Source organism: Dermacoccus sp. BD5 (assembly GCF_044878485.1).
GTDB classification, from domain to species: Bacteria; Actinomycetota; Actinomycetes; order Actinomycetales; family Dermatophilaceae; genus Dermacoccus; species Dermacoccus nishinomiyaensis.
In genome coordinates this window covers 1-23630 of the sequence record NZ_JANJER010000009.1, presented here as the reverse complement: position 1 = coordinate 23630, position 23630 = coordinate 1, and the positions used below count along the sequence as shown (strand labels likewise).

The 23630-nt window shown below is 68.3% G+C and carries 26 protein-coding genes; 22 read left to right on the top strand and 4 right to left on the bottom strand.

What is annotated here, in order from left to right:
• Positions 1–175 precede the first annotated feature (175 nt).
• The 18 genes from rpmE (at position 176) to NQ706_RS08215 (ending at position 17197) form a co-directional block, all read left to right on the top strand.
• Positions 176–391, top strand: coding sequence for a 50S ribosomal protein L31 (rpmE, locus tag NQ706_RS08300; protein WP_006945964.1), 216 nt, complete (start codon positions 176–178; stop codon positions 389–391).
• A gap of 111 nt (positions 392–502) precedes the next feature.
• Positions 503–1591: a peptide chain release factor 1 gene (prfA, locus tag NQ706_RS08295; RefSeq protein WP_038567361.1), complete on the top strand. Its 1089-nt coding sequence runs from the start codon at positions 503–505 to the stop codon at positions 1589–1591.
• Positions 1588–3039: a peptide chain release factor N(5)-glutamine methyltransferase gene (prmC, locus tag NQ706_RS08290; RefSeq protein WP_200874243.1), complete on the top strand. Its 1452-nt coding sequence runs from the start codon at positions 1588–1590 to the stop codon at positions 3037–3039. The genes prfA and prmC overlap by 4 nt, the downstream gene beginning before the upstream one ends.
• 238 nt (positions 3040–3277) lie before the next feature.
• Positions 3278–4051, top strand: coding sequence for a hypothetical protein (locus tag NQ706_RS08285; RefSeq protein WP_038570536.1), 774 nt, complete (start codon positions 3278–3280; stop codon positions 4049–4051).
• Between the two features lie 9 nt (positions 4052–4060).
• Positions 4061–4978 (top strand): L-threonylcarbamoyladenylate synthase, encoded by a 918-nt coding sequence (locus tag NQ706_RS08280; RefSeq protein WP_038567363.1) that lies wholly within the window; start codon positions 4061–4063, stop codon positions 4976–4978.
• 10 nt (positions 4979–4988) lie between these two features.
• Positions 4989–6263, top strand: a complete 1275-nt coding sequence (gene glyA, locus NQ706_RS08275) for a serine hydroxymethyltransferase (RefSeq protein WP_038570538.1) — start codon at positions 4989–4991, stop codon at positions 6261–6263.
• 16 nt (positions 6264–6279) lie between these two features.
• On the top strand, positions 6280–7383 hold the full coding sequence (locus NQ706_RS08270; protein ID WP_006945880.1) for an MraY family glycosyltransferase: 1104 nt from the start codon (positions 6280–6282) through the stop codon (positions 7381–7383).
• A gap of 101 nt (positions 7384–7484) precedes the next feature.
• Complete coding sequence (locus tag NQ706_RS08265) at positions 7485–7949, top strand: hypothetical protein (protein WP_051805727.1); 465 nt, start codon at positions 7485–7487, stop codon at positions 7947–7949.
• Positions 7950–8088: 139 nt separating this feature from the next.
• Positions 8089–8898, top strand: coding sequence for a F0F1 ATP synthase subunit A (gene atpB / locus NQ706_RS08260; RefSeq protein ID WP_038567365.1), 810 nt, complete (start codon positions 8089–8091; stop codon positions 8896–8898).
• Between the two features lie 74 nt (positions 8899–8972).
• Positions 8973–9191 (top strand): ATP synthase F0 subunit C, encoded by a 219-nt coding sequence (gene atpE, locus NQ706_RS08255; RefSeq protein ID WP_006945976.1) that lies wholly within the window; start codon positions 8973–8975, stop codon positions 9189–9191.
• A gap of 47 nt (positions 9192–9238) precedes the next feature.
• Complete coding sequence (locus NQ706_RS08250) at positions 9239–9844, top strand: F0F1 ATP synthase subunit B (RefSeq protein WP_038567368.1); 606 nt, start codon at positions 9239–9241, stop codon at positions 9842–9844.
• On the top strand, positions 9844–10656 hold the full coding sequence (locus NQ706_RS08245) for a F0F1 ATP synthase subunit delta (protein WP_038567371.1): 813 nt from the start codon (positions 9844–9846) through the stop codon (positions 10654–10656). Before NQ706_RS08250 ends, NQ706_RS08245 begins: the two co-directional genes overlap by 1 nt.
• 82 nt (positions 10657–10738) lie before the next feature.
• Complete coding sequence (atpA, locus tag NQ706_RS08240; RefSeq protein ID WP_038570542.1) at positions 10739–12373, top strand: F0F1 ATP synthase subunit alpha; 1635 nt, start codon at positions 10739–10741, stop codon at positions 12371–12373.
• 104 nt (positions 12374–12477) lie between these two features.
• Positions 12478–13392 (top strand): F0F1 ATP synthase subunit gamma, encoded by a 915-nt coding sequence (locus NQ706_RS08235; protein WP_006946039.1) that lies wholly within the window; start codon positions 12478–12480, stop codon positions 13390–13392.
• Positions 13393–13416: 24 nt separating this feature from the next.
• The gene (gene atpD, locus NQ706_RS08230) at positions 13417–14877 is read left to right on the top strand and encodes a F0F1 ATP synthase subunit beta (RefSeq protein ID WP_006945923.1); all 1461 of its coding nucleotides are present in this window, start codon (positions 13417–13419) and stop codon (positions 14875–14877) included.
• Between the two features lie 140 nt (positions 14878–15017).
• Positions 15018–16370 carry a uracil-xanthine permease family protein gene (locus NQ706_RS08225; RefSeq protein ID WP_038567375.1) on the top strand — a complete coding sequence of 451 codons (1353 nt, stop codon included), beginning with the start codon at positions 15018–15020 and terminating at the stop codon, positions 16368–16370.
• Between the two features lie 105 nt (positions 16371–16475).
• Positions 16476–16742, top strand: coding sequence for a F0F1 ATP synthase subunit epsilon (locus tag NQ706_RS08220; protein WP_006945873.1), 267 nt, complete (start codon positions 16476–16478; stop codon positions 16740–16742).
• Positions 16743–16756: 14 nt separating this feature from the next.
• Positions 16757–17197: a DUF2550 family protein gene (locus NQ706_RS08215; RefSeq protein WP_038567378.1), complete on the top strand. Its 441-nt coding sequence runs from the start codon at positions 16757–16759 to the stop codon at positions 17195–17197.
• 155 nt (positions 17198–17352) lie between these two features.
• On the opposite strand, the gene NQ706_RS08210 is transcribed toward NQ706_RS08215, so the two are convergent.
• Positions 17353–17964, bottom strand: coding sequence for a cob(I)yrinic acid a,c-diamide adenosyltransferase (locus NQ706_RS08210; protein WP_038567380.1), 612 nt, complete (start codon positions 17962–17964; stop codon positions 17353–17355).
• 101 nt (positions 17965–18065) lie between these two features.
• Here NQ706_RS08210 and NQ706_RS08205 point away from each other — a divergent pair, with 101 nt between their 5' ends.
• Positions 18066–18569, top strand: a complete 504-nt coding sequence (locus NQ706_RS08205) for an STAS domain-containing protein (RefSeq protein WP_051805730.1) — start codon at positions 18066–18068, stop codon at positions 18567–18569.
• Positions 18570–18653: 84 nt separating this feature from the next.
• Here NQ706_RS08205 and nucS read toward each other — a convergent pair whose 3' ends face one another.
• A complete protein-coding gene (nucS, locus tag NQ706_RS08200) occupies positions 18654–19349 on the bottom strand; it encodes an endonuclease NucS (RefSeq protein WP_038567383.1) in 696 nt (231 codons plus the stop codon).
• Between the two features lie 9 nt (positions 19350–19358).
• Positions 19359–20174: a hypothetical protein gene (locus NQ706_RS08195; protein WP_038567386.1), complete on the bottom strand. Its 816-nt coding sequence runs from the start codon at positions 20172–20174 to the stop codon at positions 19359–19361.
• Between the two features lie 63 nt (positions 20175–20237).
• Between NQ706_RS08195 and NQ706_RS08190 the strand changes: the two genes are divergently transcribed.
• The 3 genes from NQ706_RS08190 to NQ706_RS08180 all read left to right on the top strand — a co-directional run bounded on the left by NQ706_RS08190 (position 20238) and on the right by NQ706_RS08180 (position 23066).
• The gene (locus NQ706_RS08190) at positions 20238–21935 is read left to right on the top strand and encodes a 3-hydroxybutyryl-CoA dehydrogenase (protein WP_038567388.1); all 1698 of its coding nucleotides are present in this window, start codon (positions 20238–20240) and stop codon (positions 21933–21935) included.
• A gap of 44 nt (positions 21936–21979) precedes the next feature.
• A complete protein-coding gene (locus NQ706_RS08185; RefSeq protein WP_235182013.1) occupies positions 21980–22234 on the top strand; it encodes a hypothetical protein in 255 nt (84 codons plus the stop codon).
• A 76-nt stretch (positions 22235–22310) separates the two neighbouring features.
• Positions 22311–23066, top strand: a complete 756-nt coding sequence (locus NQ706_RS08180) for an alpha/beta hydrolase (protein ID WP_038567393.1) — start codon at positions 22311–22313, stop codon at positions 23064–23066.
• Positions 23067–23352: 286 nt separating this feature from the next.
• Here NQ706_RS08180 and NQ706_RS08175 read toward each other — a convergent pair.
• On the bottom strand, positions 23353–23630 hold a 278-nt coding region (locus tag NQ706_RS08175), incomplete at its 5' end, for an integrase core domain-containing protein (protein WP_404360727.1).

Genomic DNA, 23630 nt, shown 5'->3' with positions numbered 1-23630 from the left:
CGAGTGGTCACGGGGGCGCTCGTGTCGGGCGGGTGGGCGGCGGGAATGATTCGTCCCACCTCGATGTTTTGAACCATGTCAGGCGATCTGGCAAGATTGTTTGTTGGCTTCCGGTTCACGTCCACCATCCCGGTGATGACGACCCGGCGGCATCCTCAACAGCTAGGAGAACCCCGTGAAGAAGAACCTTCACCCCGAGTACACCGCCACGACGGTGTCCTGCACCTGCGGCAACACGTTCGAGACGCGCAGCACGTCGAAGAGCGACAAGATGAACGTCGAAGTGTGCTCCAACTGCCACCCCTTCTACACCGGCAAGCAGAAGCTCATGGACACGGGTGGTCGTGTCGCCCGCTTCCAGGCTCGCTACGGCAAGAAGGACGCGAAGTAGTCTTCGCACCACGCCGACCCCAGCCCATCAGGGCGGGGTCGGCGTTTTGCATTCCCGTGGACGCCGCCTGCCGGCGCTGCGCCCCCATCACCTCAGTCCGCGAGGAGCGTCATGCTTGATTCCGCCGCCACGATCGTCGCCGAGTACGACGATCTCGAGAAGCAGCTGGCCGAACCGGCGACGCATGCGGACCCGACGCTGATGCGCCGCCTCAACAAGCGTTACGCGGCCCTCGCACCGACCGTCGCCGCTTATCACGCCTGGAAGAGCGCGCAGGACGACCTCGGTGCGGCAGAAGAGCTGGCCGACGAGGACGCCGCGTTCGCCGCGGAGCTGCCGGCGTTGCAGACCCATCTGGAGGCGAGCGCCGACAAACTGCGCACGCTCCTGCTGCCGCGCGACGAGGACGATGAGCGCGACGTCGTCCTCGAGGTCAAGGCCGGCGAGGGCGGCGCCGAGTCGGCACTGTTCGCCGGCGACCTCGTCCGCATGTACCTGCGTTACGCAGAACGCCGTGGTTGGAAGGCCGAGATTGCCGACGCGACCGACGCCGACCTCGGCGGGTACAAGGACGCCCGCATCACGGTCCGCGCGAAGGGGCTGCCCGAACCGGGCGAGGCCCCGTGGGCGCGCCTCAAGTACGAAGGCGGCGTGCACCGCGTGCAGCGCGTGCCCGTCACCGAGAGTCAGGGCCGCATCCACACGAGCGCGGCGGGCGTCCTCGTCATGCCGGATCTCGACGAGGACGACGACGAGATCGAGTTCGGCCCGAACGACCTCAAGATCGACGTCTACCGCAGCTCCGGCCCGGGTGGGCAGAGTGTCAACACGACCGACTCGGCCGTGCGCATCACCCACCTGCCGACGGGTGTCGTCGTCAGCTGCCAGAACGAGAAGTCGCAGCTGCAGAACAAGGAGTCCGCGCTGCGCGTGCTCAAGGCGCGGCTGCGTCAGATGGAGATCGAGCGCAAGGAAGCGGAGGCCTCGGCCGCGCGCAAGTCGCAGGTGCGCACGGTCGACCGCAGTGAGCGCATCCGCACGTACAACTTCCCCGAGAACCGGATCGCAGATCACCGCACGGGCTACAAGTCGTACAACCTCGACGCGGTGCTCGACGGTGACCTCGACGCCGTCGTCCAGTCGGCGCTCGACGCCGACGAGGCGGCGCGTCTCGCAGCAGTGGGGGAGTCGGGGGCGTGACGGCGTTGCGCGCGACGCTGCGTCCTGCTGCGGCGCGGCTCGCGGACGCCGGCATCGAATCCGCGGATCGTGATGCGGCGCTGCTGCTCGCCCATGTTCTCGGGTGCGAGCTGGGCGAGGTGCGCCGTCGCGAGGTGCTCGGCCACGAGCTCAGCGACGGGGACATTGCCCGCTTCGAGGCGTTCGTCGACGAGCGCGCACGGCGTGTTCCGCTGCAGCACCTGACGGGGCGGGCGCCTTTCCGCAGCCTGGAGTTGCGTGTCGGCCCTGGCGTGTTCGTGCCGCGCCCCGAGACGGAGATGCTCGTGGATGCCGCCCTCGAGGCGGCCCCGCACGGGGGGCGCATCGTCGATCTGTGTACCGGATCGGGCGCCATCGCCCTGGCGATCAAGGCCGAGCGTCCCGACCTCGAGGTCTACGCCGTCGAACTCTCCGAAGAAGCGGCGGCGTGGGCAGCGTTGAACTGCAAGCAGAGTGGCCTCACTGTCAACTTGAGCGTTGAGGATGCGCGCCAGGCTCTACCTGAACTTGAGGGCAGTTTCGACGTCGTCGTGAGCAACCCGCCGTACGTGCCCACCGGCATGGTGCCGATCGACCCCGAGGTCGCTGAGCACGACCCTGAGATCGCGCTGTACGGCGGTAGCGAGGACGGCCTTCGCTTTCCGCTCGAGATCGCCGAACGCGCCGCGCACCTGCTGAAGCCCGGCGGTCTGCTCGTCATGGAGCACGCAGACGCCCAGGGTGAATCCCTGCCCGAGGCGCTGCTCGATCGGCGTGGTTTCGAGTGGGCGCGGGACGAGGCCGACCTCGCCGGCAAGCCCCGCATGACGCTGGCCCGCCGTGAGGGCGGTTCGCGCTTCGAGGTGCCCACAAGCCCCGCAGAACGCCCGGTGAGGCGCCGCGCGACCGTCAGGCTGCTCGTGCTCGACCACGCCGGCGACGTGCTCCTCTACGAGGATTCCGACCAGGGCCTCACCCCGCCCGCGGCGTGGTGGTCGACCCCGGGTGGCGGCATCGACCCCGGAGAGAGCGAACGCGACGCCGCGGTGCGTGAGTTGTTCGAGGAGACCGGTTTGCAGGTCGAGGCCGATGCCTTCGTCGGGCCGATCGCGCGGCGCCGCGTCGTCCACGGGTACTCCGATTCGGTCGTGCGTCAGGACGACGTCTTCTACGCCGTGCGCGCGACACGCTTCGAGCCCGACCCGGGGGCGCTGACGCCCGAGGAGCAGGTGACGATGGGCCGCTGGCACTGGTGGTCGGTTCAGGACCTCGAGACGACGAGCGAACGAGTGTGGCCGCGCGAGCTCGCGACCCTCGTCAGCGCCCGGGCGACGCCGGACGCGACAGCGGGTAGCGCCACGTCTGTCGACGAACTGCAGCCCGACGACACCATCGCACTGGACGACGTCGAGGAGTCGACCGTCCCCGTCGCCCTCGGCCACCGCTGAGGCACACACTGCGAGGTCGGCGTCAGGGGCCTGCGCCTCTTCTGATGCCAGTCTCGCACCGCCCCCCTGCGTCTCGGCCACCGTCACGATGTTGGGCGAGGACGCCGCGTCAGCGCGCTGGTGCGGCCTCGCCGGCCGGCGGCGAGGACGTGTGTCCGCCACGGACCCGGGCATAGACTGGGAGCCGAATCGCGCCGCTCGCAGCGTGCTGGGCGGCCTCGGACGTGAGGAACGCACCATGGGGATCTTCGATCGTCTCTTCGGCCGTGGGGGAGCCCAGCCGGGCTTCGGTCAGCAGCAGGGATACGGGCAGTCCGCGTATCCGGCGCAGGGCAACCAGCAGCAGGGGTATGCCCAGCAGGGCTACCCGCGGCAGGCGTCGAGCGCGCCTCGTCAGACGCCGGGCGCGTCGATGACCGAGGACGAGCGCGCCATCGCTCGCTACGAGTACATGCTCAAGACGGCGCCGCCGGAGGAGATCGAGAAGGCGCACGCCGAGGCGTTCGCCAAGTTGACGCCGGAGCAGCGTCAGCAGGTGCTCACGCGTCTCGCGACCGACAGCCCGCAGGACGCTCCGCAGAGCGCAGACCCGCAGGCGCTGGCGCGGGCTGCGACTCGGGCCGAGATGCGTCAGCCCGGGTTCCTCCAGAGCTCGTTCGGTGGCTACGGCATGGGCGGCGGCTTCGGTCGCGGCGGCATGGGGATGGGCATGGGCGGCATGGGCATGGGCTCGATGCTGCTCACGAGCGTCGCCGGCGCCTTCGTCGGCACAGCCATCGCCGACGCGATGTTCGACGACTGGGGCAACGACTTCGATTCCCACGACATGCAGGACGCATATCAGGATGGCTACCAGGACGGTGGGGGCGACGGCGGCGGAAACGACGTTGCCGACGGTGGCGGATTCGACAGCGGCCAGGACTTCGCCGGGGGCAGCGACTTCGGCGGGTTCGACGGGGGCGACTTCGGTGGGGGAGACTTCGGGGGCGACATGGGTGGTTTCGACTTCTAGGAGAGTGGCGTGAGCCCCGTTTTCGACGTTTCCGGTTCGGATGAGCGCGACCCCGCCATCGAGGCGGCGCACGCTGCCGTCGGCGAGGGCAAACTCGTCGTCCTGCCCACCGATACGGTGTACGGCGTCGGCGCCGACCCCTTCAACCCTGACGGCGTCGCGGCGCTGCTCGCGGCGAAGGGGCGTGGGCGCGACAAGCCGCCGGCCGTCCTCGTGCCGAACCCGGCGACGGTCGAGGGCCTCGCGATGAACGTGCCCTCCTACGCGCGTCGCCTCATGGAGCGTTTCTGGCCGGGCGGGCTGACGTTGATCTTCCGTGCGCAGCCGTCGCTCATGTGGGATCTGGGTGACACGAACGGCACGGTCGGGTTGCGCATGCCCGATCACGAGATCGCGCTCGAACTGCTGCAGACGACGGGGCCGCTCGCGGTCAGCTCGGCGAACCGCACGGGCCAGCCGCCGGTCACGACGATCACGGAGGCCGGTTTCGCGTTCGGCCCGGCGGTCGAGGTCTATCTCGACGGGGGCACGTGCGACGACGGGTTGCCCAGCACGATCCTCGACTGCACCAAGCCCGACCCCGTCATGCTGCGCCGCGGCACGATCACTCCGGCACAGCTGCGTGAGGTGCTCGGGCCCATCGACCTGCTCGACTCGACGGGTGCGCCGCTGTCCGAGACACCCCAGGATGCCCCGGAAACGGACAACCCGCAGCAGCACGAGTCGGCCTCGAACCCCGCGCCCGAGTCGACCGACGACGAGCGCACGGTCGAACGTCAGCGCCTCGAGGCCATGGGAGCTCAGGCGCGGGCGGGCGAGGCGACCCAGGCCATCCCGCTCGGCGGCATCGGAGCGGAACCGCCGTTCGAGCCCGAGAGCGTGACGAGCGTGGAGCTTCCTGGCCGCCCGGGCGAGCAGAACCACTAAGGTGGCGAGCATGACGACCCCGTTCTACGGCTCCGACTACGCCGCCCTCGAATCCTTCGACCCCGACATCGCCGGTGTCCTCATCTCCGAGCTCGACCGCCTGCGCGGCGGCCTGCAGCTCATCGCGAGTGAGAACATGTCCAGCCCGGCCGTCCTCACCGCGCTCGGTTCGACGCTGAGCAACAAGTACGCCGAGGGGTACCCCGGCCGTCGCTACTACGGTGGCTGCGCCGAGGTCGACAAGGCCGAGACGATCGCCATCGAGCGTGCGAAGGCGCTGTTCGACGCCGAGCACGCCAACGTCCAGCCCCACTCGGGTGCCTCGGCGAACCAGGCCGTGTACGGCGCGTTCATGAACCCCGGTGACACGATCCTCGCGATGAGCCTGCCCATGGGCGGTCACCTCACGCACGGCACGAAGGTGTCCTTCTCGGGCAAGTGGTTCAACGCCGTCGGCTACGGCGTCGACCCCGAGACGGAGGACATCGACTACGACGAGGTCGAGCGTCTCGCCAAGGAGCACAAGCCGAAGGTCATCCTCGCGGGCGGCTCCGCCATCCCGCGTCTCATCGACTTCGAGCGCTTCCGCGCCATCGCCGACGAGGTCGGCGCGATCTTCTGGGTCGACGCGGCTCACTTCATCGGTCTTGTCGCCGGCAAGGCGATCCCGTCGCCGGTGCCGCACGCGGACGTCGTCTCGTTCACGACGCACAAGGTGCTGCGCGGCCCCCGCTCGGGCGCCATCGTCTGCAAGGAAGAGCACGCGAAGGCGATCGACAAGGCCGTCTTCCCGATGATGCAGGGTGGCCCGCAGATGCACACGATCGCGGCGAAGGCCGTGAACTTCAAGGAGTGCGCGACGCCCGAGTACCAGCAGTACGCGAAGGACGTCATCGCCAACTCGCAGCGTCTCGCCGAGGGGCTCAAGGCCAAGGGCATCCGTCCGACGACGGGCGGCACCGACACGCACCTGTCGCTGCTCGATCTGCGTGACGTCGACGTCACCGGCGCCGACGCCGAACTGCGCTGCGACGTCGCGGGCATCACGCTCAACAAGAACGCGATCCCGTTCGACCCGCAGAAGCCGAACATCGCCTCGGGCATCCGCGTCGGCACCCCGTCCGTCACGACGCAGGGCATGGGCCTTGCCGAGATGGACGTCATCGCCGACGTCATCCACCGCGCCGTCACCGAGACGGACGGCACGCCCGAGCACCCCGTCGCGCAGGAGATCCGCGAGCAGGTCACCGATCTCGTCACGCGTTTCCCCGCCTACCCCCGCTGAAATCTGACCGCCTGCCGTGCGTGAGTACGTCCTCATCAGCGTCGTCGCTGCGATCGTCACGTTCGTGATGACGCCGCTCGCACGGTGGGCGGCAGTTCGCTTCGGGGCGGTGACGCAGGTGCGTGCGCGTGACGTGCACGCCCTGCCGATCCCGCGGCTCGGGGGAGTGGCGCTGTTCGTCGGCTTCCTCGCGGCCGTCGGTGTCGCCTCGCGGCTGCCGTACCTGTCGCACGTGTTCGACAGTCGCGAAGCCATCGGCACGACGATCGCCGCGGCCATGATGTGCGGGCTCGGCGCGTGGGACGACTTCGCCGAGCTCAACTGGGCCATCAAGTTCGGTGGTCAGGCGCTCGCGGCCTGCGTCCTCGTCGTCTCGGGCGTGCAGTTCCTCTTCCTGCCGCTGGGGGAGCAGACCGTCCTGCCGACGCCGGTGCTCGTCGTGCTGTCGGTGCTCGTCATTCTCGTCATCGTCAACGCCGTGAACTGGGTTGACGGTCTCGACGGTCTCGCAGCCGGCATGGTGGGCATCGCCTCGTTCTCGTTCTTCGTCTACGCCTACCAACAGGCCGTGCAGTGGGGCGACAAGTCGGTGTTCACGACGTCAGCCTTCATCGCGGCGGCGACGGTGGGTGTCTGCGTCGGCTTCCTGCCGCACAACTTTCATCCGGCGCGGTTGTTCATGGGGGACGCCGGCTCGTTGCTCCTCGGCACGCTCATCGCGGCCGCCACGATCTCGTTCGCCGGCAACCTCGACCCGGCGGCCGTCTCCGGTTCGGGTGACGCCTCCGTCGCGTTCCTGCTCCCGCTGCTCGTGCCCCTCGCGATCCTCGCGGTGCCGCTGTGGGATTTCGCCGCGGCCATCGTGCGTCGCCTGCGCTCCGGGCAGAAACCGTGGGAGGCGGACGGTCGCCACCTGCACCACCGCATGCTGAAGATCGGGCACACGCACCGCGCGGCCGTGCTCATCCTCTACCTGTGGTCGATCGGCATCGCCCTCGGCCTCGTCTCGATGGCGTACTGGCCCGTCGAGCGCTCGCTCGCCGCCCTCACGGGGCTGACGGTCCTCGCCTTCGCGCTGACGTGGGGGCTGCCCCGTTGGCGACGCCGCAAGGCCTTGTGATAGTTTTCACAAGCAGGTTCAGGTGATGGATTCACCCTGGTGACGAGCCCGAACCCGACGACGTGATCCCCGCGCCAACGCAGATTGTGAGCCCTTCCTCCATGGACTCCGCCTCCACCTCGCACCCGGTGACCAACGTGTCGCCGTTCGCTGCGATGCTGCGGGATTCGCTCGTGCCGAGTGCCGCAGTGGGCGTCGTCTGCGCGGTCGTGTTCGCGGTGCTCAACGGCGTGGCCGGGGGAGTGTCGTCACTGTTCGGCACGGTTCTCGCCCTCGCCTTCTTCGCGAGCGGTCTGCTCGTCCTTCGTACGCTGCGCACGCTCAGCCCGGTCGCCATCATGGCTGCGGCGATGGCGGTCTTCTTCGCCCAGGTGATCGTGCTCGGCGTCGTCCTCGTCCTCGCGACGAAGGTCGAATCCCTCGACGGGCCTGCAACGGGCATCACCGTCGCCATCGTGGTCGTGGCCTGGCAGATCTTCCAGGTGCGCTCGTTCATGCGGACGCGGCAGTACGTCTACGACCCGGACGCGTCAGGCGCTGCGACGACGAGCGGCGGCTCCCAGTGAACCGCGGCACAGCGTCGGGTAGGATACGCAGTGTCTCCGGCGTGCACCTCGAGCCGCCGACCAGCCCGAGAGGGCAGGGGCGGTGCCACTGCAACAGACACACTGAACTTTTTTGCTGGATGCTGACTGAGGAGAATTTGTGAGCTTCATCGCGGGCGCTGCCCTGGTTGCCGACGGGGAGTCGTTCAAGTCCCCGGGCACGAGCGATTTCTGGTGGCCCCTGATCGGTGGCGACAGCAACTGGGCCATCACGCGCCCCGCCGTGGTCTTCCTCGTGTCGGCCCTGCTCATCGGCTGGTTCTTCGTCACCGTGACAGGCAAGAAGCTCTCGGTCGTGCCCAGCAAGCGCCAGTTCATGGCCGAGGGCGTCTACGGCTTCGTGCGCAACACGATCGGCCGCGACATCATCGGCTCGAAGGACTTTCTGCGCTTTCTGCCGCTGCTGCTGACCTGCTTCACGCTGATCCTGTTCAACAACGTGGCCGGCATCATCCCCTTCATCCAGTACCCGAGCACGGGTCGCATCGCGTTCCCGATCGTCCTCACGGTCATCGTGTACATCACGTACCACGTCGCGGCGGTCAAGGCGAAGGGTGGCTTCGGCAAGTACATGGGCTCGCTCATCCCCCCGGGCCTGCCGGGGTGGCTCAAGCCGATCATGTTCGTGCTCGAGTTCCTCACCTACTTCATCATCCGCCCGCTGACGCTCGCGCTGCGACTCTTCGGCAACATGATGGCCGGACACCTCATGCTCCTCGTGTTCATCGTCGGCGGTGAGTACCTCCTCCTGCACGGCGGCAACATCGGCCTCAACGGAGCCGGCGTCCTCTCGTTCGCGGCTGCCATCGTGATGACCTTCTTCGAGCTGCTCATCGAGTTCCTGCAGGCCTTCATCTTCACCATGCTTGCCGCCCTGTACATCGCAGACGCGGTCTCCGATCACCACTGATCGGCACTCTGTACCCCTTCTGAACCTCAGCGACACCGGGAACAGGTCCCGGTGCCACTCGAAAGGAAAAGCACATGACCGGCAACATCGGTAACCTCGCGTTCCTCGGCTACGGCCTCGCTGCGATCGGCCCCGGCATCGGTATCGGTCTGATCTTCGCCGCCTACATCAACGGTGTGGCGCGTCAGCCCGAGGCTCGCAACATGCTGCAGACCATCGCCTTCACCGGCATGGCCCTCACCGAGGCCCTCGCCATCCTTGGTCTGGTCTTCGCGTTCGTCTTCAAGGGCTGAGCTCTTTCCTCGAACTGACCAGTCCCCCCAACAGATAGGAAGCCAAGGTGTTCCTCGCATCTGAAGGTGCAGGTTGGCCGGAGAAGCTGCCGCTGCTCCCGCACCCCGCCGAGATGATCATCGGGCTCATCGCCTTCGCGATCCTGTACTGGCTGTACAAGACGAAGGTCGTTCCGAACATGGAGCGCATGTACGCGGAGCGTACGGCGTCCATCGAGGGCGGCATCGCCAAGGCGGAGGAGGCCCAGAAGGAGGCCGCCGCCGCGAAGCAGCAGTACGAGTCGCAGCTCGCCGACGCGCGTGCTGAGGCGGCCAAGATCCGCGAGGACGCCCGCGCCCAGGGTGCGGCCATCATCGCGGAGAGCCGTGAGCAGGCCGGCGCCGAAGCCGCCCGCATCACCGAGAACGCGACGAAGCAGATCGCGGCCGAGCGTCAGCAGGCCTTTGTCCAGCTGCGCAGCGAGGTCGGTGGCCTGTCCACCGAGCTCGCCAGCCGCATCGTCGGTGAGTCGCTGCACGACGAAGCCCGTCAGAAGGGCATCGTCGACCGGTTCCTCGCCGAGCTCGAGGTGGGCAAGGTCCGTCCCGAGTCCGCCACCGCCGGCTCCGAGGCCGCCGCCTCGAGCGCGGGCAGCAGGCGGGTCGAAGCCTGATGCAGGGTTCGTCGAGGACGGCTCTCTCCGCGGCCCGGCAGGTGCTCAACGGCACCCTGTCCGGCCCCGGTGACCCGATGAACACGGCTCGTGAGCTCTTCGCGGTCGTCGACGTCATCGATTCCAACGCGACGCTGCGTCGCGCGCTGGGTGACCCGTCGCGCGAGAGCGAGGCCAAGCGTGGCCTTGTCCAGCGTCTGTTCAGCGGCAAGATTGGCTACGACGCGATGGCGGTCGTGACGGCTGTCGCCGGTGAACGCTGGTCGAGCGAGCGCGACCTCAGTGACGCTCTGGAGCGTCTTGCGGTCGAGGCCGCCACCGCTTCGGCGGAGAAGGCCGGTCGCGCGGATGCTTTCGAGAACGAGCTGTTCCGCTTCGAGCGGACCGTCGCCTCCGACGCAGGCCTCAGCGATGCCCTGTCCGACCGCTCTCGCAGCGGTGCGGACAAGGCTGGGCTCGTCGCTCGTCTGCTCGAGGGCAAGGTCGCCCCCGAGACGGCGCTGCTCGCCACTCGCGCCGCAGGCTCCCCCCGTGGGCGCCGTTTCGACCGGGCCATCGAGGAGTTCCTCGAGGGCGTGGCCGGGCGCCGCGGCCAGTCGAGCGCGATCGTCACGAGCGCGGTCGAGCTGACCCCGGAGCAGAACGAGCGGCTGCGCGCGGCTCTGACGAAGATGTACGGCAAGCCCGTGCAGACGAACGTCGTCATCGACCCCTCGGTCGTCGGCGGCATCAAGGTGGCTGTCGGTGACGACGTCATCGACGGAACGATCGCGCGTCGCCTCGACGAGGCCCGCGCGCACCTGTCCGGCTGATCGACGCCCAAAGAACTGCCGCATCCGCGGCCCTGAGCCAAGAAGCACGGCGCCCGATGCGGGCCCATGACAAGGAGTGATGATGACGGAGCTTTCGATCCGTCCGGAGGAGATCCGGGATGCACTGAACGGTTACGTTCAGTCCTACGAGCCCGGCGCGGCCTCCCGTGAAGAGGTCGGCCGCGTCGTCGATGCCGCTGACGGCATCGCACACGTCGAGGGTCTTCCCTCGGCCATGACCAACGAGCTGCTTCAGTTCGAAGACGGCACGCTCGGTATCGCCCAGAACCTCGACGTCCACGAGATCGGCGTCGTCATCCTGGGTGAGTTCGGCGGCATCGAAGAAGGCCAGAGCGTCAAGCGCACGGGCGAGGTCCTCTCGGTTCCCGTCGGTGACGCGTTCATGGGCCGCGTCGTCAATCCGCTCGGCCAGCCGATCGACGGCCTGGGCGACATCGAGGCCGAAGGCCGTCGCGCCCTCGAGCTGCAGGCGCCCACCGTCGTCCAGCGCAAGTCGGTCCACGAGCCGCTCATGACGGGCATCAAGGCGATCGACGCCATGACGCCGGTCGGTCGCGGTCAGCGTCAGCTGATCATCGGTGACCGCAAGACGGGCAAGACGACGATCGCCACCGACACGATCATCAACCAGAAGCAGAACTGGGAGACGGGCGACCCGTCGAAGCAGGTTCGCTGCATCTACGTCGCCGTCGGTCAGAAGAACTCGACTGTCGCCGAGGTCCGCGCCACGCTCGAAGAGGCCGGCGCGATGGAGTACACGACGATCGTCAACGCTCCGGCGGGTGACGCGGCGGGCTTCAAGTACCTCGCTCCGTTCACCGGTTCGGCCATCGGCCAGCACTGGATGTACCAGGGCAAGCACGTCCTCATCGTGTTCGACGACCTGAGCAAGCAGGCTGAGGCCTACCGCGCCATGTCGCTACTGCTGCGCCGTCCGCCGGGCCGCGAGGCCTACCCGGGTGACGTGTTCTACCTGCACTCGCGTCTGCTCGAGCGTTGCGCGAAGCTGTCGGACGACCTGGGCGCCGGTTCGATGACGGGTCTGCCGATCATCGAGACGAAGGCCGGCGACGTCTCGGCCTACATCCCGACGAACGTCATCTCGATCACGGACGGCCAGATCTTCCTCCAGGCCGACCTGTTCAACGCCAACCAGCGCCCGGCTGTCGACGTGGGTATCTCCGTGTCGCGTGTCGGTGGTGCGGCCATGACGAAGGCCATGAAGGCCGTCACCGGTTCGATCAAGGTCGACCTCGCGCAGTTCCGCGAGATGCAGGCGTTCGCGATGTTCGCCTCCGACCTCGACGCCGCGTCGCGCCGTCAGCTCGCTCGCGGTGAGCGTCTCATGGAGATGTTCAAGCAGCCGCAGAACAGCCCGTACCCGGTCGAGGACCAGGTCGCGTCGCTGTGGGCCGGTACGACGGGCAAGTTCGACGACGTCAAGACCGAGGACGTGCAGCGCTTCGAGGCCGAGTGGCTCGAGTACATGCACCGCAACCACGGCGAGTTCATGATGGCGATCCGCGAGAGCGGCAAGCTGGCCGACGACGGCAAGGACGTCTTCGCCGGTGCGATGGACGACTTCCGCAAGCAGTTCCAGGCGTCGTCCGACCACGGTGGTGAGGGTTCCGAGCAGTTCGACGAGATCGCTGCGGACCACATCAACCAGGAGAAGATCACCAAGCACAAGCCGTGATCTTCGTGATCGCACCTCGGCGGGTGTGACGAGCACCCGCCGAGGTCGGCCGCCAGGTCGACACCACCACCCAAGCCAGCACCAGTACAGAGAGGCGGAAAGCTATGGGAGCGCAGCAGCGGGTCTACCGCCAGCGCATCCGGTCCGTCCAAGCGACCAAGAAGATCACGCGCGCGATGGAGCTCATCGCTGCCTCGCGCGTGGTCAAGGCGCGCGAGGCCGTCGCGAAGTCGACGCCCTACGCCGTGGCCCTGACCCGAGCCGTCTCCTCGGTCGCGTCCTCCACGTCGGACATCGACCACGCACTGACGACGGAGCGCGAGAACGTCAAGCGCGCCGGCGTCCTCATCGTCACGGCTGACCGCGGCCTCGCCGGCTCGTACTCGGTCAACGCGATGAAGGAAGCCCAGCAGCTCATCACCAAGCTCGAGCACGAGGGCAAGGAGGTCGTCCCCTACCTCGTCGGCCGCAAGGGCGTGAGCTACTACAAGTTCCGCCGTCGCGAGTACGAGGCAGAGTGGACCGGCTTCACCGACAGCCCCAAGTTCGAGAACGCCGAGGAGATCGGTGAGCGTCTGACCGCCGACTTCCACGCCGGTGCCGAGGGTGGCGGGGTCGACGAACTGCACGTCGTCTACACCGAGTTCCAGTCGATGGTGACCCAGCAGGCCCGCGTCATCCGTCTGCTGCCGCTCGAGGTGGCCGAGGGTCAGCTCGACCTCGACGGCGACGGCAAGCCCGACGGACCGCTTCCGCTCTACGACTTCGAGCCGAACGCCGAGGGCGTGCTCGATGCGCTGCTGCCGAAGTACGTCACGGCTCGCATCTTCAACGCGCTCCTGCAGTCGGCCGCTTCCGAGCTCGCTGCCCGCCAGCGCGCGATGAAGTCCGCCACGGACAACGCGACCGAACTCATCAAGACCTACACCCGACTGGCCAACCAGGCCCGTCAGGCCGAGATTACGCAAGAGATCAGCGAGATCGTGGGTGGCGCCAGCGCCCTCGCCGATGCCAGCTGACCGCCTTCACGTAAAGGAATCCTCATGACTGCCACCATCAACGAAAGCGCAACCGCGGCCCCGGCCGCGGGCGGCGTGGGCCGCGTCTCGCGCGTCATCGGCCCGGTCGTCGACGTCGAGTTCTCGGCCGACACGATGCCGGAGGTCTACAACCTTCTGACGCTCGAGGTCTCGCTCAACGGCGAGAAGAAGAACATCAACCTCGAGGTCGCCCAGCACATCGGTGACTCGATGGTTCGCGCCATCTCGCTGCAGCCGACGGACGGCATCGTCCGCGGCTCCGAGGTGCGCGACTCCGGCGGGCCGATCTCCGTGCCGGTCGGCGACGTCACCCTCGGTCACGTCTTCAACGCGACGGGTGACTGCCTCGACCTCGAGGAGGGCGAGAAGCTCGAGGTCAACGAGCGCTGGGGCATCCACCGCACGGCGCCCGCGTTCGACCAGCTCGAGTCCAAGACGACGATGTTCGAGACGGGCATCAAGGTCATCGACCTGCTGACCCCGTACGTCCAGGGCGGAAAGATCGGTCTGTTCGGTGGTGCCGGTGTCGGCAAGACCGTTCTGATCCAGGAGATGATCGCTCGAGTCGCTCGCAACCACGGTGGTGTGTCCGTGTTCGCCGGTGTCGGTGAGCGCACCCGTGAGGGCAACGACCTCATGGTCGAGATGGAAGAGGCCGGCGTCCTCGGCCAGACCGCGCTCGTGTTCGGCCAGATGGACGAGCCGCCGGGAACGCGTCTTCGCGTCGCCCTGTCGGCGCTGACGATGGCGGAGTACTTCCGCGACGTGCAGAAGCAGGACGTGTTGCTGTTCATCGACAACATCTTCCGCTTCACGCAGGCCGGTTCCGAGGTCTCCACGCTGCTCGGCCGCATGCCGTCCGCCGTGGGTTACCAGCCGACGCTGGCTGACGAGATGGGTGTGCTCCAGGAGCGCATCACCTCGACGCGTGGTCACTCGATCACGTCGATGCAGGCCATCTACGTGCCGGCCGACGACTACACCGACCCGGCCCCGGCGACGACGTTCGCGCACCTCGATGCGACGACCGAGCTCTCGCGTGACATCGCGTCGATGGGTATCTACCCGGCCGTGGACCCGCTGACGTCGACGTCGCGCATCCTCGACCCGCGTTACATCTCGAAGGAGCACTACGAGACGGCGGTTCGCATCAAGTCGATCCTGCAGCGCAACAAGGAACTGCAGGACATCATCGCGATCCTCGGTATCGACGAGCTCTCCGAAGAGGACAAGATCCTCGTCAACCGCGCTCGCCGTATCCAGCGCTTCCTGTCGCAGAACACCTACGTCGCCAAGCAGTTCACCGGCATCGAGGGTTCGACGGTGTCGCTGCAGGACTCGATCGAGGCCTTCACGAAGATCGCGGACGGCGACTACGACCACGTCCCCGAGCAGGCCTTCTTCATGTGTGGTGGCCTCGACGACGTCGAGCGTCAGGCCGCGGAGCTGGCCAAGCAGGACTGATTCGCGCGCCGCGGCGGGGATGACCCGAGGCGGCGAGTGAGAACGACGAAGGGCTGGGGGTTTTCGACCCCCGGCCCTTCGTCGTGCATCGTGAGCAGGGCGCGTCGTTGAGTCGCGGCGCGCAGGAATGAGGAGCAGGGATGGATCTGGGTCTGAAGTGGCGGGTGCGTGAGGACGACCTCACGCGCGGTGACGCCGTCGTCGCGCCGGACGAGCGCTTGGCGTGGCCGAAGACGATCGGCATCGGCATGCAGCACGTCGTCGCGATGTTCGGTGCGACGTTCCTCGTGCCGCTGTTGACGGGCTTCCCGCCGTCGACGACGCTGTTCTTCTCCGGCGTCGGCACGGTCGTCTTCCTGCTGCTGACGGCGGGGCGCGTGCCGAGCTACCTCGGCTCGTCGTTCGCGTTCATCGCGCCGCTGACGGCCGCGACGAAGGCGCACGACATGGCGACGGCGCTGGGCGGCGTCGTCATGGCGGGCCTGGCTCTGGCGCTCGTCGGGCTCGTCGTCCAGGTCGCCGGCGACGGCTGGTTACGTGCGCTCATGCCGCCGGTCGTCACGGGCACGATCGTCGCGCTCATCGGCCTCAACCTCGCGCCTGCGGCCAAGGGCAACTTCATGAAGGCGCCTGTGACGGCGCTCGTCACCCTGGTCGTCATCCTCGCGGTGACGGTGCTCGCGAAGGGGCTGCTCGGGCGCCTCAGCATCCTCATCGGTGTGCTCACCGGGTATCTCGTCGCGTGCCTGCGCGGTGAGGTCGACTTCGACGCCGTGGATTCCGCCGCCTGGATCGGACTGCCGCACTTCGCGTCGCCGTCGTTCTCGTGGTCGGTCGTCGGGCTGTTCGTGCCGGTCGTGCTCGTGCTGATCGCGGAGAACATCGGCCACGTGAAGTCGGTCGCGCAGATGACGGACCGCAACCTCGACGACGTCTCGGGGCGTGCGCTGCTCGGTGACGGCCTCGCCACGACGCTCGCCGGCTTCGGTGGCGGCTCGGGCACGACGACGTATGCCGAGAACATCGGCGTCATGGCGGCGACGAAGGTGTATTCGACGGCGGCCTACTGGGTCGCGGCCATCACGGCGATCGGGCTGTCGTTCCTGCCGAAGTTCGGCGCGATCATCTCGACGATCCCGCCCGGCGTCCTCGGGGGAGCGGCGACGGTCCTCTACGGCATGATCGGCATGCTCGGCGTGCGCATCTGGATGGAGAACCGCGTCGACTTCGCCAACCCCGTCAACCTCATGACGGCTGCGGTCGCGCTCATCGTCGGCATCGCCGACTACACGTGGACGATCGGTGACGTCGCCTTTGCCGGCATCGCCCTCGGTACGTTCGCGGCGGTCGTCGTGTTCCACCTCATGCGCGCCGGGGCGCGGGTTTCGGGGGCGCTCGCCGATCCGCTCGCGCCGCTGCCGCACGAAGGTGCGTCCGTCGCGGGCGCGTCGGCCGACGCAGACGCCGACGCGCGAGCGGACGGGCGTCGCTGACGACCCCTGTCGCACGGGCGTGCATACCCACCGGGTGGGCCGCGCGCCCCGGCCCGATTCGCCCGCTATCATGGGGGAAATCACCGACTCGAAGAGGAAGCCCGCATGAGCACCCTGAACGTCAAGTTCGTCGCTGCCGACCGTGAGGTCTGGGAGGGCGAGGCGAGCCGCCTGATCGCACGGACCACCGAAGGTGAGATCGGCATCCTGCCCGGTCACCAGCCGATCCTGTCCGTCCTCGTCGAGGGCGATGTCGTCGTCGTGCCCGCGCAGGGCGAGCGCCGTACGGTCAAGATCGACGGCGGATTCCTCTCCGTCGACAAGGACGTGGTGACGGTCGTCGCTCAGCACGTCGAGATGGCCGGGGTCTGAGGCGGTTTCGAACCATGGATTCAGCGATGACGGCCGGCGAGATCACTCTCGCGCTGGCCGTCATCGTGGTCTTGCTGGCTCTGGCGGCGATGGTGCTGCGCACGCGCGCCATCGGCCGCGACGGCAACCTCGCCGTCATGGCGGTTCGCTACCCCGGCGCGTCGTGGCGCACCGGGATGGTGCGGTACCGCCACGATCGTCTCGAGTGGTTCTCGTTCCGCTCGATGACGATGTCGCCGCGGCGCACGTGGGCGCGCGGCGACTTCTTCCTCGGTTCGCGCGCTCAGCTCGCGGATGGTGACCGCCCGGCGGCCCTGTCGGGTGACGCGGTGAGCGTCGACGTGCGCTGCGGTGTAGAGGCCTTCACCATCGCCATGGCGCCCGGTGACTACACCGCGATGCGCTCGTGGAGCGAGTCCGCACCGCCCGGATTGCACGCGGACGCCCTGGTCTGAGACCCCCGTCCGGCGTCTCTGACGGTCGACGCCCCGCCCAGCGGCATTGCTTTCGCGGCCTCGACCGCCGCGATGGTCGGGTTTGGCACGGAGAGCGCGCCTCCTTCCCATGGCCGCCCTGTCGGCCGCATCCCACGTCTAGAGCGGGCTGGGGCTCAGCGCCCCCCGCCGGGCTGCCACAACACGTCGCCGGGGCCTTGGGCGTTGGCGTAGCGCGCGAACACGAACAGGGCGTCCGAGAGCCGGTTCAGGTACTTGGCCGTCAGCGGGTTGACGCCGCCGGGACGCTCGTCGTCGGGCTCGGCGCTCTCGCTCCCGTGGGCGTCGATGGCCGCCCAGCAGGCACGCTCGGCGCGCCGCACGACCGTCCGCGCGAGGTGGAGGTAGGCCGCCGCCTGAGTGCCGCCGGCGAGGACGAAGGAACGCAGCGTCGGCAGGTCGGCACCGAACTCGTCGCAGGCGGTCTCGAGTTCGTCGATCCACTCCTGCTGGACGCGCAGGGGAGGGTGCGCGGGCTGTGTCACGAGGGGTGTCGACAGGTCGGCGCCGACGTCGAACAGGTCGTTCTGGATGCGCAGGAGCATTGGGCGCAGCCGCTCAGGCAGATCGGGGGCACACGTGAGCGCGAGGCCGAGCGCGGCGCCGGCCTCGTCCGCGTCGGCGTAGGCGACGAGGCGCGGGTCGTTCTTCGACGTCCGGCTGAAGTCGCCGAGGCCCGTGCTCCCGTCGTCACCGGTGCGGGTGTAGATCGTACTGAGAACCACCATGCCCCCACTGTTTCACGTACGCCCGATGGGAGGCGTTCAGACCGTGACCACTTCGTTACGCGGTGCGGCGAACGTTCACCCGGCGCCGTGCGTCTTTACCAATGACGGCACCCGCCGGAGGCGACGCCTCCACGCCGGGTGGGGCGCGCGACGCGCCGGCCGTCCACGAACAGCTCGGCCCGCACGGGCGAGTGACGAGGGGGACGATCATGGCCGAGACGACGAGGCGCACGCACGCGTCGCGCTCCGAGACACTCGCGACGGGTGCGCATCTGGTCATTGACCAGCCCGTCCCCGGGCGGGAGATCATCATCAACGGCCCCGTCAGCGCACGCACGAGCGACCGCGTCCGCACGGCATTGCACACCGCACTGACAGGCGGGGACGGTGACCTCGTCGTCCACCTGGCCAAGGCGCAGGTGTGGGATGCGGCCGGGCTGGGCGTCATCGTCGGCGCCCATCACCGAGCCGAGCGTCGGGGGCGTCGCCTCGTCGTCGCCGATGCCTCGCCGCGTCTGTGCCGTTTGCTCGCGGGTACCCGGCTCGACCGTGTCATGAACGTCTCCGGCGCCTGCGGCTACGTCCCGCTGGCGCGCACGGCCTGACGCGCACGGCCTGACGCGTGGCGAAGGCACGACGCACGCGTGCGCCCGGCCTCGCGACCTGAGCACCCAGAACGTCGAGGCGGATCAGAACAGCCGGCGCTCGGAGTCGTCGATGCCCTTGAGCGCGTCGTAGTCGAGCACGACGCAGCGGATGCCGCGATCCTCTGCGAGCGTGCGGGCCTGCGGTTTGATCGTCTGGGCGGCGAAGACGCCGCTGACGGGGGCGATGTGCGGGTCGCGGTTGAGTAGTTCGAGGTAGCGCGTCAGTTGCTCGACTCCGTCGATCGTGCCGTGGCGCTTGAGTTCGACGGCGACGGTGGCTCCGCCCGAGTCCTTGCACATGATGTCGACCGGCCCGATCGCCGTCATGTATTCGCGCCGCATCAACGTGTAGCCCTCACCGAGGGTCTCGATGTGCTGTGCGAGCAGCTTCTGCAGCTGCGCCTCGACGCCGTCCTTGACGAGGCCCGGGTCGACGCCGAGGTCATGGGCCGAGTCGTGATGGACGGTGTGCAACCGGATGCGCAGCCGGTCGTCCGACTTGCCGTGCTGCACGAGCCACACGCTCGTCACACCGTCGGCGACCTCGACGTCCTCGGGTTCGACCTCGGCCATCGTGCACGGCGGCGCCATCCAGTTGAGCGGCTTGTAGGAGCCGCCGTCGGAGTGGACGAGCACCGAGCCGTCGGCCTTGACCATGAGCAGGCGCTTGGCGAGGGGGAGATGGGCCTGCAGGCGTCCCTCGTAGTCGACGCTGCATTCGGCAATCACGATTCGCACCGGACAACCTTACGCGTCGGGCTCCGACTGCCCGGCCAGGACGAAGCAGCTGCCGAGCGTGACGACGAACCCCGCGATGGCCAGCGGCCACGTGCCGCCGCGCACGGCGTCACCGAGCAGGGCGAGGCCGATGGCAGCGGGCACCACCGTCTCGATGGCGAAGGTGATGGCGGCGACGGACGTCGCCTCTCCCGCGTCGAGGGCGAAGCCGTAGGCGGTCATCGCGATGATGCCGTGGGCGATGAGCACCCAGAACGGCCAGCTCGCGATCGTGTGCAGGACGTTGCCGTCCCACGGCAGGATGCGCGCGCCGATCGCGATACCTGCGAATCCGAGCCCCGCGGTGACGGCGAGAAGCGCGCTGTTGCGGGCGCGATACGCCGCGTACCCGAACGGCACGAGGAGGGCCGCGACCACGAGCGCGGCGGGGGCCAGCCAGGTCGGCACCCCGGTGGCGTGACCCTCCTTGGCGCAGACGGCGAGCATGACGAGACCGACGCCGACTCCGACGAGCGCCATGATCTCGCGTCGCGTCAGCTTGGCGTGCAGGACGACGACGGCGAGCACGGCCGTCACCGCGACCGACCCGGCGATGACCGACTGCACGAGGAACAGTGGCAGGGTGCGCAGGGCGCCGCTCGAGGCGAGGAAGGCCACACCGTCGAGCGCGAGGCCGACGCCGTACAGCCAGCCGAAGCGCGCACGGGTGATGAGGTCGGCGCCGTCGGGCGCCTCCCTCATGCGCGCCACGCCGATCGCCTGGACGATCGTCGCTCCGCCGTAGGCGAGGGCGGCGACGAGGGCGCCGAGCAATCCGAAGATCATGAGGTCATCACGCGGTAGATCGTCCCACGAGCGGTTGGTCGTCGCATCTGAAAGACTGGGCGCATGATCAACACAGTGGGTGTCATCGGGCTCGGCACGATGGGTGCTGGCATCGTCGAAGTCTTCGCCAAGGCGGGGCTCAGCGTCATCGCCGTCGACGGTTCGGCGGAGCTCGCCGAGCGCGGCAAGGGGTTCCTCACGAAGTCCCTCGGGCGTGCCGTGAGCAAGGGCAAGCTCTCCGAGAGTGAGCGTGACGAGATCGTCGGCCGTGTCGCGTTCGGCGACGACCTCGCCGCGATGAAGGACGCCGACCTCGTCATCGAGGCGGTGCCGGAGCTGCTCGAGATCAAGACGTCGATCTTCACGACGCTCGACGACATCGTTCGTGACGACTGCGTGCTCGCGACGAACACGTCGTCGCTGTCGATCACCGAGATCGCGAAGTCGACGAAGGAGCCGTCGCGCGTCATCGGCATGCACTTCTTCAACCCGGCGCCGGTGCTGCCGCTCGTCGAGGTCATCCACTCGCTGCTGACCGACGTGAAGCTCGTCGAGGACGTCCGCGAACTCGCCGTCCGCCTGGGCAAGAAGCCGGTCGTCGTCGGCGACCGTGCGGGCTTCGTCGCGAACGCGCTGCTCATCGCCTATCTCGCGCGTTCGATCCGCGCGTACGAGACGGGTCTCGCCTCCCGTGAGGACCTCGATGCTGCGATGGCGGCCGGTGTCGGCTTCCCGATGGGCCCGCTGACGCTGTGCGACCTCATCGGCCTCGACGTCGTCCACGAGGTCTGCGGCGTGCTGTACGACGCGACACATGACCCGAGCGTCGCGTCGCCGCCGCTGCTGCGTCAGATGGTGGCGGCCGGCTACCTCGGTCGCAAGAGTGGCAAGGGCTTCTACACGTACGAGGCGGCCGGTTCGGGCACCCTCGTCGCCGACGAGCGCACGCCCGGTGAGAGCAAGGCGCACAGTGGTCGTGTCGGTCTCGTCGGCGAGGGTGAGCTCGTCGACTCGCTCGCCGAGGAGATGTCGTCAGCGGGCCTCGAGCTCGTGCGGGTCACGGCGGCTGACGAGGCGTCGGCGCTCGAGGACGTCACGTTCGTCTTCGCCGTCGACGGCGGCGTCGAGGATGACGGGTGCTGCGGCGGCTCGTGCGCCTGTGGTGACGAGTGCTCGTGCGGTCATGTCGAGGGCGACGTCTCCGAGCATGCGCTGCAGATCGAGGAGAAGCCGCTCATGCGCGCCGTGCGCGACGCGATCGGTGACGGCGGCGTCATCGCCACGCTCGGTGAGGGCGCGGCGTCGGAGGCCGCGACCGGTGAGCCGTCGCTCGATGCGCGCGTCGTTCCCGTCGTCCTGCGTGAGAAGCAGCGCGCCGGCCAGGTGCTCGAGATCGGCCGCAGCGTCGCCATCGCGGACGACGCGGTCGAGGCCGTTCGCTCGTTCGCCGCGGCTGCGGGTTGGACGCCGGTCGTCGGCAAGGACCGCGCGGGCCTCGTCGTCGACGCGCTGCTCTACCCACACCTCAACGACGCGGTGAAGATGTTGGACTCGGGCTACGCGAGCGTCGAGGACATCGACACGGCGATGAAGGCCGGCTGCGGTTACCCGAAGGGCCCATTCGAGTTGCTTGACGAGGCCGGCTACGACGACGTCTCCGGTGTGCTGTCGGAGATGTACTTCGAGGCGGGGGAGACGCACCTCGTGCCGTCGCCGCTGCTGACGGAGCACCTGCTCGCGGAGCGGTCCTTCCGAGGCTGATGCCACGGCGCAACAACAGAGCGCAGGACGAGACGCGCGGCGACGTGAGCCGTGCGTTTCGTCCTGTCGACACGGTGCAGACCTACGCGGGCGGCCAGTGGACGGTGCGGGTCCTGCGCGGCAACGCCGACGGCAAGATCTACACGTGCCCGGGGTGTCAGCAGCAGTTGGCGTCATCGCTGCCGCACGTCGTCGTGTGGCCGAATGATCGGCTGGGTGACGTGACGGATCGTCGTCACTGGCACACGAGTTGCTGGCGAGCGCGAGATCGCCGTCCGCCGCAGGGTTCGTGGCGGTGACTGTGCGCTCGCGGTCGCATAGGGTCGAGGGCGGACGACGGAGTCCGGGTTTCGTCGTGATCGTCGAGGAGGGGCGTTGAGCCTGCAGGAGATTCGCTCGAACACGGTGCTCGCTGCGCGCCGTCAGAACGTCGAACTGCACACCGCCGACGGGTTGACGCTCGTCGGTGAGTTGGCGCTGCCGCTCGAGCGAGACCCGGTGGCCACGCTCGTCACGCTGCATCCGCTGCCGACGCACGGCGGTTTCATGGACAGCCATGTCTACAAGAAGGCCGCCAACCGGCTGCCGGCGCTCGCGGACATCGCGGTGCTGCGGTTCAACACGCGTGGCACGTCGTCGCCGCGCGGGACGTCGGAGGGTACGTTCGACTCGGCTGACGGCGAGCGTTTCGACGTCGCCGCCGCCATCGAGTTCGCTGAGTTCCACGAGTCGCCGGCGCTGACCAATCGTTGGCTGGTGGGGTGGAGCTTCGGCACGGATCTGACACTCATGCACGGGCTCGATCCGTCGATCGAAGGCGCGATCCTGCTGTCGCCGCCGCTGCGGTGGTCGCAGCCCGAGCACCTGGCGGCGTGGGCCGAATCGCGCAAGCCGGTGACGGCGCTCGTGCCCGAACTGGATGACAACCTGCGCCCCGACGAGGCGCGCGAGCGGTTCGCGGCCATTCCGCAGGCTGACGTCATCGGCGTCGATGGCGCGAAGCACCTGTGGGTGGGGGAGAAGTACGTGCGGCGCGTGCTCGACGAGATCGTGCGCATCGTCGCGCCGTCGAAGCTGCCCGAGGGTGGCCTGCCGACCGAGGTCGACGCTTCGCTCGTGGTCGAGGGCTGAGTTGACACTGAAGCGTTGGGCGCCTGTGTGAGCCCGGGCACCCTTGGTGGCTGTCTCGGACCGGTTGTCGACACTGACGTTCGGCGCCGCGAGGTTTTGCACGTCGTTCTGCTGCCCCCTGACCGGGGCATAACCATATGCAGAGCCACCCCAGCCTGAGTGGTGCAGAAACAACGGCGGATTCAACCGGTCAACGCACCATTGATGGTGTTCAGGCTATCGGTGAAGACATCGTGGGATGAGGCCCAGCCGAGGACCTTGAAGCGCCCTGGGTTTCGTTCCGCGCTTATGTGGTGACGAGGGTGCTCGTGTGGGATTGATCGTAAGCCGCTTCGACCTCGACTGGGGTGCGGTAGCCGAGGGCTTCGTGCAGGCGTTGACGGTTCCACCAGCTGACCCACTCCAACGTCGCCAACTCAACCGCCGACGTCGACGGCCACGTCGTGCGTGAGTAGATCAGCTCGGCCTTGTACAAGCCGTTCACCGTCTCAGCCAAGGCGTTATCGTACGAATCGCCCACTGTCCCAACGGAAGGCGCAACGCCGTGCTCGGCCAACGTGTCGG

Excerpts from the sequence above, each read along its gene's own strand:
- NQ706_RS08245 (WP_038567371.1), top strand. The coding sequence starts at position 9,844 with ATGCAGGGTTCGTCGAGGACGGCTCTCTCCGCGGCCCGGCAGGTGCTC.
- NQ706_RS08195 (WP_038567386.1), bottom strand. The coding sequence starts at position 20,174 with ATGATCTTCGGATTGCTCGGCGCCCTCGTCGCCGCCCTCGCCTACGGC.
- NQ706_RS08205 (WP_051805730.1), top strand. The coding sequence starts at position 18,066 with ATGACGGCACCCGCCGGAGGCGACGCCTCCACGCCGGGTGGGGCGCGC.
- atpA (WP_038570542.1), top strand. The coding sequence starts at position 10,739 with ATGACGGAGCTTTCGATCCGTCCGGAGGAGATCCGGGATGCACTGAAC.
- NQ706_RS08220 (WP_006945873.1), top strand. The coding sequence starts at position 16,476 with ATGAGCACCCTGAACGTCAAGTTCGTCGCTGCCGACCGTGAGGTCTGG.
- NQ706_RS08210 (WP_038567380.1), bottom strand. The coding sequence starts at position 17,964 with ATGGTGGTTCTCAGTACGATCTACACCCGCACCGGTGACGACGGGAGC.
- NQ706_RS08265 (WP_051805727.1), top strand. The coding sequence starts at position 7,485 with ATGGACTCCGCCTCCACCTCGCACCCGGTGACCAACGTGTCGCCGTTC.
- NQ706_RS08225 (WP_038567375.1), top strand. The coding sequence starts at position 15,018 with ATGGATCTGGGTCTGAAGTGGCGGGTGCGTGAGGACGACCTCACGCGC.
- NQ706_RS08285 (WP_038570536.1), top strand. The coding sequence starts at position 3,278 with ATGGGGATCTTCGATCGTCTCTTCGGCCGTGGGGGAGCCCAGCCGGGC.
- NQ706_RS08215 (WP_038567378.1), top strand. The coding sequence starts at position 16,757 with ATGGATTCAGCGATGACGGCCGGCGAGATCACTCTCGCGCTGGCCGTC.
- prfA (WP_038567361.1), top strand. The coding sequence starts at position 503 with ATGCTTGATTCCGCCGCCACGATCGTCGCCGAGTACGACGATCTCGAG.
- atpE (WP_006945976.1), top strand. The coding sequence starts at position 8,973 with ATGACCGGCAACATCGGTAACCTCGCGTTCCTCGGCTACGGCCTCGCT.
- NQ706_RS08190 (WP_038567388.1), top strand. The coding sequence starts at position 20,238 with ATGATCAACACAGTGGGTGTCATCGGGCTCGGCACGATGGGTGCTGGC.
- NQ706_RS08235 (WP_006946039.1), top strand. The coding sequence starts at position 12,478 with ATGGGAGCGCAGCAGCGGGTCTACCGCCAGCGCATCCGGTCCGTCCAA.
- glyA (WP_038570538.1), top strand. The coding sequence starts at position 4,989 with ATGACGACCCCGTTCTACGGCTCCGACTACGCCGCCCTCGAATCCTTC.
- atpD (WP_006945923.1), top strand. The coding sequence starts at position 13,417 with ATGACTGCCACCATCAACGAAAGCGCAACCGCGGCCCCGGCCGCGGGC.